General features: G+C 36.2%; 7 protein-coding genes. All 7 read left to right on the forward strand.

What is annotated here, in order from left to right; all coding sequences use genetic code 11:
• A partial coding sequence (locus tag FJ213_12050) for a S9 family peptidase (GenBank protein ID MBM4176885.1) occupies positions 1–1,396 on the forward strand: 1,396 nt, incomplete at its 5' end.
• A 348-nt stretch (positions 1,397–1,744) separates the two neighbouring features.
• A complete protein-coding gene (locus FJ213_12055; protein ID MBM4176886.1) occupies positions 1,745–2,065 on the forward strand; it encodes a septal ring lytic transglycosylase RlpA family protein in 321 nt (106 codons plus the stop codon).
• A gap of 154 nt (positions 2,066–2,219) precedes the next feature.
• Positions 2,220–4,241: an excinuclease ABC subunit UvrB gene (gene uvrB / locus FJ213_12060; GenBank protein MBM4176887.1), complete on the forward strand. Its 2,022-nt coding sequence runs from the start codon at positions 2,220–2,222 to the stop codon at positions 4,239–4,241.
• 11 nt (positions 4,242–4,252) lie between these two features.
• Entirely contained in the window at positions 4,253–5,251 is a 999-nt protein-coding gene (locus FJ213_12065; GenBank protein ID MBM4176888.1) for an ROK family protein, read from the forward strand.
• Positions 5,252–5,378: 127 nt separating this feature from the next.
• The gene (locus FJ213_12070) at positions 5,379–7,955 is read left to right on the forward strand and encodes an LPS-assembly protein LptD (protein ID MBM4176889.1); all 2,577 of its coding nucleotides are present in this window, start codon (positions 5,379–5,381) and stop codon (positions 7,953–7,955) included.
• 108 nt (positions 7,956–8,063) lie between these two features.
• Complete coding sequence (locus FJ213_12075; GenBank protein ID MBM4176890.1) at positions 8,064–9,041, forward strand: Fic/DOC family protein; 978 nt, start codon at positions 8,064–8,066, stop codon at positions 9,039–9,041.
• A gap of 47 nt (positions 9,042–9,088) precedes the next feature.
• Positions 9,089–9,544: a hypothetical protein gene (locus FJ213_12080; GenBank protein MBM4176891.1), complete on the forward strand. Its 456-nt coding sequence runs from the start codon at positions 9,089–9,091 to the stop codon at positions 9,542–9,544.
• Positions 9,545–9,674: the final 130 nt, after the last annotated feature.

A 9,674-nucleotide genomic window follows, 5' to 3' on the forward strand; every position in this document is an offset into this window, starting at 1 on the left:
CAAAAAAATTGCATCACTTGATCCTGGTGCTTCGAATTTTAAATTCTCTTCAAAGTCTGATAAATTAATCTATCAAACAAACTATTCAGGAGAATATAATGATGACCAGAAACATGACGTTTGGATATTAAATTTTGATAGTACTACTGAGCAGTTGACTAATTTTGATGGCCCGGAAACCTTGCCTCAGTTTTCACCCGACGATTCAAAAGTTGCTTTCATCACGCAGACAGTTCCCGATATCGAATATGCAGAATCAGACATTCATATAATTGATATGAATTCTAAAAAGGTTAAGAATCTCACAAAGGATTTTAATCTATCGATAACTGATTTTTTCTGGAATCCTGACGGTAAAATTATTTTTGCACTGGTTTCGGAAGGAATGCAAAATACAATCTATAAATTTGATATTAACTCCGGTGAAGTGCGCAGATTAACTTCGCTCGGCAAGTCGTTCAGTTCATATACAATCGACTTAACTGGCGATAAACATTGTGCTTTGGTTGAAGATTCTCAGTCATTAAAAGAAATTTGTATAATTGAAAAAGGATCTGTTCGAAATCTAACTGAATTTTCGAAGCAATTAGTCAATTATATTATTTCCCCGCTAGAAGTGATTCGGCATCGGAGTTATGATAGTAAATTCACCATTGAGTCACTTCTAATTAAACCCGTGAATTTCGAGAAAAATAAAAAATATCCTCTAATTCTTTGTATGCATGGAGGTCCGTATGGAAACTTTCGTCAGACATTCGTCCAATCCTATCCAATGCAGGTCTATGCCAATGAAGGTTTTTTGGTTTTGGCACCAAATGTCCGCGGAAGTTCAGGTTATAGCGATGATTTCGGTCAGGCGAATAAATATGATCTTGGTGGAGGAGATTTCCACGATGCAATGTCTGCTGTAGATTATGTAATTTCACTCGGATTTGTTGACACAACACGAATGGGAATCATCGGTGGAAGCTATGGCGGATATCTAACAAATTGGACAATCTCCCAAACCAATCGATTTGCAGCAGCAGTTTCAATGTATGGAATATTTTCTTTTTTCACTGACTTTTCGAATTCGTGGCAGCCGGTTTTCGAAAAAATGTATTTTGGATACAACTATTGGGAAAGACCGATCGATATGAATAATCTCTGGGTGAATCGTTCTCCTGCATTTTTTGTTAGAAACATTTCTACACCTGTATTAATTCTGCAAGGTGAAAAGGATCTATACACGAATGTTGCAAATTCTCAAGAAATGTATCAAGCGCTTAAAACTCTTAACCGAAATGTTGAGTATGTTTTATACCCTCGCGAGGGACATGGAATTAGAAATGAATCCCAACATTACATTAATATGCTTAACAGAGGGCTTGATTGGTTCAATAAACATCTTAAGTAAATTAGCTAACAGATTGTTTTTTAGTTAAATTCGACCTAATTACCCATTGGGTCGAGAATTTAGAAAAAATCATATTACCCCCCTTTGATGAAACCATATCTTGGATGAGAACGTTATAAAATTTAATTTTGCAACCGATAATAGTAATCAATAACAAACTATGGAGGAACTTTGAAATATTTGGATAGGCTCATTTTTACTGCGATCCTATTATCTCTTCTTGGTTTCAGTTATGTTGTGACTGATACTGAAGGAATTGTAGGCGGCACCAGTAAAATTGAAGATGAATTGAGTAGTAATTCAACGGTACAAACCATTCCGGTTATTACTTATAAACCAATTCCAGATATGCTGGCATCCTGGTATGGACCTGGATTCCACGGAAGAATGACGGCAAATGGCGAGATCTATGACCAATTTGATCTAACAGCCGCTCATAAATCAATGAAATTTGGAACGCTTTTAAGAATTACAAATAAGGCGAACGATAAATCAGTAATTGTGAGAATAAATGATCGCGGGCCCTATGTAGGTGATCGTGAAATCGATCTTTCGTATGGAGCTGCTAAATCTCTTGGAATATTGAAACCCGGTGTGAAAAAGCTTGCTATTGAAATGGTAAAAGTCAGCGATTCGATTGAAATTCTTAACTCCAAAATCCCAATGTGATTTTGGATACCTCATTTTAATAAGGAAATCCGCTTTCGAGCGGATTTTTTATTTTTAAAAAACTCAATACTAAGCCTCAGCCTCCGCTTTAGCCTAATTTTACTTACATCTTCACTTTCCGTTAAACAGCGATTTCTTTATTTTTATTTTTCAGATGGAAACTTTTAAGCTTATATCCAACCTTAAGCCGACAGGTGATCAACCTGAAGCAATTAAAGAGTTAACTTCTGGTCTCCAAAATGGTGAAAAACATCAAACACTACTTGGCGTGACTGGAAGCGGAAAAACATTTACAGTTTCAAATGTTATTGCCAATTTGAATAGACCGACATTAGTATTATCGCACAACAAAACCCTTGCAGCTCAGCTTTATGGCGAATTCAAGTCTTTCTTTCCGCAAAATGCAGTCGAGTTTTTCATAAGCTATTACGACTATTATCAGCCGGAAGCATATGTCGTTTCAACGGATACCTATATTGAAAAGGATTTTTCAATAAACGATGAAATCGATCGTCTTCGGTTAAAAGCAACTACCTCGCTAATTGAAGGAAGGCGAGACGTTATTGTGGTTGCTTCTGTTAGTGCAATTTATGGAATCGGCGCACCGCAGGAATATGCGAATCAAGTTTTAATAGTGAAGAAAGGGATGCGAATTACTCGACGGGATCTGCTTAATCGTTTAGTTGAAATTTATTACAGCAGAAACGATATAGAATTTTCCCGTGGAAAGTTTCGCATAAGAGGAGAAACAATCGATATTATTCCCGCATTTTTAGACGATCAAGCTGTTAGATTGGAATTCTGGGGAGATGAAATTGAATCGATTAAGATAATTGATCCAATGACCGGCGGCACACTCGAAAAAATTGATTCTTATGTAATATATCCAGCAAAATATTTTGTAACTACAAAAGACCAAATACGAACGGGGATAAAGTTAATCGAAAAAGAGATGTTCCAGCGATTGGAAGAACTCCGAAATCAAAATAAACTGCTTGAAGCTCAGCGGCTCGAGCAAAGAACCCGATTTGACTTGGAAATGATCAAAGAAGTCGGTTACTGTTCCGGTATTGAAAATTATTCACGTCATATGGATGGGCGAGAGCCAGGTTCACGGCCATATACATTATTCGATTACTTTTCAAGTGATTTTTTACTCATAGTTGATGAATCGCATGTTTCCATTCCACAACTTCGAGGAATGTACAATGGCGACCGAGTCCGGAAAGAAACTTTGGTTGAACATGGTTTCCGGCTTCCATCTGCATTAGACAATCGTCCAATGAAATTTGAAGAATTTGAATCAAAAATAAATCAAGTAATTTACGTGAGTGCGACTCCCGGCGATTATGAACTTGAAAAATCAAACGGCGTCTTCGTTGAGCAAGTTATTCGTCCGACTGGGTTACTTGATCCTGAGATTTATGTTCGCCCTATTCGAAATCAAATCGATGATTTACTTCATGAAGTCCGCATAAGGGCAGAAAAAAAGGAGAGAGTCCTTGTAACTACGCTTACAAAAAAAATGGCTGAGGACCTAACTGATTATTTCGACAAGTTGAAAGTGAAGGTTCGTTATATACATTCAGACATCGATTCACTCGAACGTGTGGAAATATTGCGCGACCTTAGACTTGGCGACTTTGATGTTCTTGTCGGAGTGAATTTACTGCGGGAAGGACTTGATCTGCCGGAAGTTTCTCTCGTTGCAATTATTGATGCTGATAAAGAAGGATTTCTAAGAAGTGAAAAGTCTCTTTTGCAAACGGCTGGAAGAACCGCGCGCAATGTAAACGGCAAAGTAATTATGTACGCAGATAAAATTACCGATTCGATGAAAAAAGTCATTGACGAAACCGAAAGAAGAAGAAAAAAGCAAATTGAATATAATGAGCAGCACGGAATAACGCCAGCAACAATTTACAAAACTACCGAGGAGATTCTCTCTGCAACTGCAGTCGCAGATGTTCGAAAAGGAAAAGATGACTACGGAAAAAGCAAGAACAAGCATATGATCTCATTTCAGCCGATTGTCAAACATCTTACACGAGAACAGAAGAAAGATCTGATCGAACAATTAACGGTCGAAATGCACGAGGCGGCTAAAGATTATGAGTTTGAAAGAGCCGCAGCGATCCGAGACGAGATTCAAAGATTGAAGGGATTGAAAGAGTAAAAGGTTGAAAGATAAAAAGATTGAAGATTAAAAGATTGCAAGATAGAAAACAGATCATTGGAATTGATATCGGCGGAACAAGCATAAAATTTGGAATTGTTTCTTCTGCTGGAAAAATTACAGGTGAATTTTCTATACCGACATTTGCCGAACAAAGTCCTGAAAAAGTTCTTGAACAAATCAGTTTGGGAATTAAAAAGATTCTTGAAGGCAATTCTCTTCAGCGATTCGAAGGAATCGGAATTGGTATTCCCGGCAAGGTTAATGTTAAAACGGGAATCGTAACTTCAGCACCAAATTTCGCTGAGTGGAATAGAGTGAATGTAAAACAATTTCTTTCAAAAAAATTTAAATCGAGAATTGAAATCGACAACGATGCTAATTGTGCGGCACTCGGTGAACTGCATTTTGGAATTGGCAAGTCCGCAGGACCTTTTGGGAAAATAAAATCTTTTGTAATGATCACACTCGGCACCGGAGTCGGCGGCGGAATTATTGTCGATGGAAAACTTATCCGAGGTGAATCCGGTGGTGCTGGAGAGATAGGACATATCTCAATCGATTATCAAGGTCCTTTGTGCAGATGCGGACAACACGGCTGTATTGAAGCATATGCCGGAAATAATTACATAAAACAAAGAACAGTACAAAAATTACATGAATATCCCGACTCGCTGATAATCGATCTCGCTGAAAATAATTTGGATAAAATTGAACCCAAAACAATTTTTGAAGCTTCGCAACAGGGAGATGAGCTAGCAAATAAAATCTTAACCGATACTGGACGCTATATCGGAATTGGCTTAGCTTCTGTGATAAATATTCTCGATATAAAAACTTTTATAATAGGCGGTGGAGTTTCCGCAGCAGGTGATGTATTGATAGATTCAATCGAATCTTCACTAAAAAATCATGGAATCAGAGAAATAGTGAAAGATGTTAAGGTATATCCAGCAAAATTGAAAAACAAAGCGGGGATATTGGGTGCAGCTTCTTTGTTAATTGTATAGAGGGGAAGCACCTTAAAAATCTGCTCACAGGATTCTACATCGGATGAGTAACCTCCTTCCCATTTTCTTCTTTATTAAGAATGAAAAATTCGTGAACTTTGAATAACTCTTGAAGTAAAAACATCTGTTGAATAATCACTTATCAAATAAAATTTCTATTGAAAAGATCATTTTGCTGCTCATCGTTTTTGCGAGCATCTGTTTTGAATTTACTTTTGCACAAAATACAACTGGAGTAATTTCGAGTGACACATTGGTTATTGCAGATACAGCAAAACGTAAATCTCAAATCGATGAAATTATATTTTACAATGCTGCCGATTCAATCGTCTATGCCATCGGGAAAAAGAAAATGAATATTTACGGTAAAGCGAACATCCGTTACAAAGAAATGGACTTGAAGTCCGGTGAAATTGATATCAACTGGGAGTCAAATATTCTGACATCGAAGGGAATTGCGTTCAGTGATACATCGGACACATCAAAAAAGATTTTTTCCGATAATCCGATCCTTAAAGACGGGGGCGAAGAATACAAAGGGACAATTATAAAATACAATTTCAAAACTCAGCAAGGAAGTATTTCTTTAGCAGAAACAGAAACCGACGGACAAAAATATTACGGGCAAAGAATAAAAAAAATTGACAAAGAAACCTACTTTATTCAAGACGGCATCTATACAACTTGCACTGCCGAAGAACCTCATTACTATTTTTACAGTCCCGAAATGAAGGTCGTTCTTAAAGAACAAATAATCGCTAAGTGGATTTGGCTGCATTTTGCAGATGTTCCTTTCCCGATTCCGTTGCCATTCGGAGTTTTCCCTAATCAGAGCGGGCGCAGGAGCGGCATTATCGCACCGGCTTACGGCGAACGATTCGGTTACGGAAAATACTTTTCGCATTTCGGTTACTTTTGGGCGATTTCAGATTTTATGGATATTAATTTCCTCGGAGATTTTTATACCAAAGGCGGTTATGCGTTAACTTCAAGGTTCAGATATGTAAAACGGTATGACTTCAACGGATCGATTGATGTAGGATATACAAACTTCAAAATCGGTGAACCAAGCGATAGAGATTTTTCACGTCAGCAGGATTATAGGATTGGAATTCAACATCATCACGAGCTAACACCGACATCTCGAATCGATGCTAATTTAAGTTTTGTCTCTTCGAACTTTATTCGAAATACAAGTACTTCAATCAATGAATTACTGAATGATCAAATCATTTCTAACGCATCATATTATAAAACGTGGGAAGAATCTGGTGCGAGTGTTTCGTTGAGTTATAATCGTGTTCAGAATCTTTCAAATGGAAATATTAATGAGACACTTCCAAGTTTAAACTTTTCGATACCTCCAATTTATCCTTTTAAGCGAAAAATTTCAGCAAGAAGCAGTGCAGGCGGCAGTCTGGAAGATAGCTGGTATGAACTGCTTGGAATTAATTATTCTTCACAGCTTCTAAATCGAAGGGATAAAACAGGTGGACAGCTTTCAATCCGCGGCGGTATCAATCATAATGCTTCATTGTTCATCTCACCGAAATTTGGGCATTTCAATATTACACCTCGATTCAGCTATGTAGAGAAATGGTACACAAAAAAAATTGAACGTTATTCAATGTTAAATTACAAAGGTGAAGATTCAATTGTTACAAAAGATGTAAAAGATTTGAATACTGTTCGTACATTCAATATGGGAGTTGGAGTCAACACAAAATTTTATGGAATGTTTCGTCCGAATGTTTTAGGTGTAACTGCAATTCGCCACACATTAACTCCGTCTATATCATATAATTTTCAACCAGATTTTTCCGATCCAAAGTGGGGGTATTTTGGAAGTTATGTCAATTCTAAAGGGCAAAGAATTAAATACAGTCTTCATGAAAGAGAAGTCTTTGGCGGAGCTGGAATGGGAGAGCAGCAAAATATCTCATTCAACATTGGAAATAATTTTGAGATGAAAACTTCCCCAGATCTAAAAGATACTACTGCCGAACAAAAAAAATATCAATTGCTGAATTTCGACGGAGGGATCTCTTATAATTTCGCGGCTGATAGTCTTAGATTCTCCGAGATACGTCTCGGATTCTACACGAACGTCGGCAGCTTTTTAAGTTTTGGAGGTTCATCGTCTTTTGATCTTTACAAGTTTGATAAAAACATAAAAAACCGTGTTAATAAATTTTTAATTAACGAAGGGCAGGGATTGGCACGGCTCACTAATTTTTCAATTAACTTGAGTTTTAATATTTCTGGTGAGCAATTAAAGGGCAATGAGGAAAACGAAAATCTTGATACAACCTCTACAACGGGAATTCAACGTACACTCTATGAACAAGTTATGGCAGAGCGTGATCCGGATTTCACAATTCCATGGAATCTCTCTTTGAATTATAATTATACTCTAAATAAGTATAATCCTATGGAGGTTAGTAAATTTTCAAATTTGAGTTTGCTTTTAAGTTTCAATTTGACCAGCCAATGGAAATTTTACATATCTGGCAGCTACGATATTTTTGAAAAAAGAATTTCTGCACCAGTAGTGCGAATTTCACGTGACTTGCATTGCTGGAACATGAATTTCGAGTGGTATCCGATTGGAAGTTACAGAGGATTTCGATTTGAGCTTCGTGTCAAAGCACCGCAGCTTCAAGATTTGAAAGTCACCAAGCAAGGTGGAGTGTTCAGCAGGTGAGAAAAATATTAAAAAAAGGACGATTGATTCTATTTATAAACAATTTTATTTGTTCCATTTTTATTGGCCTAAAGAAATCTCAGTCGAATTTATAATGGGAAATTGATATTGAAATCAAAGGGCGAAATAATTATTTATGAATCCGTTGATGGTAAAGTCAAACTTGATGTGAAACTTGACGCAGAAACCGTTTGGTTAAACCAATCTCAACTGGCTGAGTTGTTTGAAAGAGATCAATCAGTCATTTCTCGCCATATTAATAACATTTTTAATGAAGGAGAACTAAAGAAAAAAAGCAATATGCATTTTTTGCATATTCCAAATTCAGATAAGCCAGTCGCTTTTTTTAACTTAGACGTCATTATTTCAGTTGGATACCGTGTGAAATCGCAGAGGGGAACACAATTCCGAATTTGGGCAAATAAAATATTAAAAGACTATTTGGTAAAAGGATACGCGATATATGAAAAACGTTTAAAGGGGCAAACTGACCGGATAAATGAACTTGAACGAACTCTTGGAATAATAGGCAAAGTAGTAGAAAGCTATCAATTAGAAAAAGATGAGTTTGCTGGAATTTTAAATGTTATTTCAAATTATACTTTTGCTTTGAAAATACTTGATCAATATGATAAACATGAATTAATTGTCGAAAAAACAACCAAAAAAGAAAAATTTAAACTTTCCTATGGCAGTGCGATAAATGTCATTAAAAGCTTGAAGGAAAAATTCGGCAACTCTGAATTATTTGGTATGGAAAAAGATAAATCTTTTAGGGGAACACTTGGAGCAATATATCAAACGTTTGATGGGAAAGATCTATATCCTAGTTTAGAGGAAAAATCTGCAAATCTATTATATCTTGCCATTAAAAATCATTCTTTCATTGATGGGAATAAGAGAATTGCTGCAGCTCTTTTTCTATGGTTTTTAGACAGAAATAAATTGCTTTATAATAAAAGAGGACAAAAGCGAATTGCCGATAATGCACTTGTGGCTCTTTGCCTAATGATTGCTGAAAGCAAACCAAAAGAAAAAGATATAATGATTAAAGTTATTGTAAATCTTATTAATAAAAATAATTGAGCCGTTTTAAGTAATTGAGAAAATTTCTTATCGACGGAAATAACCTAATGAACTTTCATCCAAAATTGAGAAATGATTTTGGAAAGGATAAGATATTAGCCCGAGATAATCTAATTCAACTTGTGAATGATTTCATGATGAACTCTAAAAACGAAGCAACGATTTTCCTCGATGGATTCCCGACTGCAGATGCTAATCCAGATACAAAACATTCTTTTATCAAAGCTGGCAGCAATGTTTTCATAAAGTATTCCCACAACTCTTCTGCTGATTCCATTCTTAAAAAGACAATTGACAATGAGAAGAACAAACGAATCCTCGTGGTTGTATCTTCGGATCATGAGGTGATGAACTACGGAAGAATTAACAGTTGTCAGGTTAAAAGTTCTGAGGAGTTCGCTAAAATATTAGATAAAACTCGAAAAGCTGAAAATCCAAAATTTAATCCATCTCTATCGAGTAATGAGATCGATTACTGGCTGAAAATTTTTAAGAAGAAATAATCCAAGAAAAAAGATTTCATCCCGACAAGTCGGGATGAAATCTTCTCAAAGTTACTATAGATTAATAAAAACACCGGCAGTTATCACATAAAAATTACTGTCGATTTCTTTTCCAGGCAGTTTGTCAAAT

Source organism: Ignavibacteria bacterium, from assembly GCA_016873845.1.
Lineage (GTDB): Bacteria > Bacteroidota > Ignavibacteria > Ch128b > Ch128b > JAHJVF01.